Below are 747 nucleotides of genomic sequence, written 5' to 3' on the forward strand. Positions count from 1 at the left end.
AACCATAGGTGTCATTATCCGGACTGGTTACCCGTGCCGGTAAGGTGCCGCTGATTTGTGGCCATGCTATCGGTTTAGGGCGGTACGGTTTTAATACCTGATACGGGATGGCGGTAAATGCCACTTCATAAGCATCCGTGCGGTTACCGTGCCCAGCCACACTTATAATGATAAACCCCTCTTGCGTATCGGCTAACGGGTTACCTGTTATGCGAATACGTTGACCCGGTACTAGCTGACAGCGGTTACTTTTACCGCTGATGATTACCTGACTACTGATTGCCTGTTCATGACGAATACGCGCATACCATGTCCCACTTTCAATGCTGTTATCCTGGTCACCTTCGCGGTTACCATTTTGCTCCCCTGCCGCAAAACGGTTGGCTGTATCGCTATCACGACCGGCATTAGCCGTGCCATTATCATTCAATCCTTTATAGTGCTCTTCATAACGGTAATTCGTGCCATACGTCGTCGCGTTTGTTGGCTGACTGTTCACTTCCGTTTGTAAATTGCTGCCTGCATCCCGGTAATTATAATCCTGCACCTGAACTGACGCTTCAACCATCTGACTGTGTAAACCCATATCCCACACACTGTCAACGCCTGCATCTAAAGTGCCACTCGGTAGTTTGTAGTCGATATCCTTTGCCTGCTGATAACCTTGTTCGTAATCACTTAAGACCATAACATCACAATTGTGCTCAGCATGCGTTTCAAAACGAAACCAAATCCCCACATCGGCTA

The 747-nt window shown here is 48.1% G+C and carries 1 protein-coding gene; it reads right to left on the reverse strand.

Annotated features, from left to right (window positions below; genetic code table 11):
• Positions 1–688: contractile injection system protein, VgrG/Pvc8 family (locus J3U63_RS13230; RefSeq protein WP_267371856.1), on the reverse strand; the 688-nt coding region annotated here is incomplete at its 3' end.
• Between the last annotated feature and the right edge of the window lie 59 nt (positions 689–747).

Source organism: Gilliamella sp. B2838 (genome assembly GCF_026536185.1).
In the GTDB taxonomy this organism is placed as follows: domain Bacteria; phylum Pseudomonadota; class Gammaproteobacteria; order Enterobacterales; family Orbaceae; genus Gilliamella.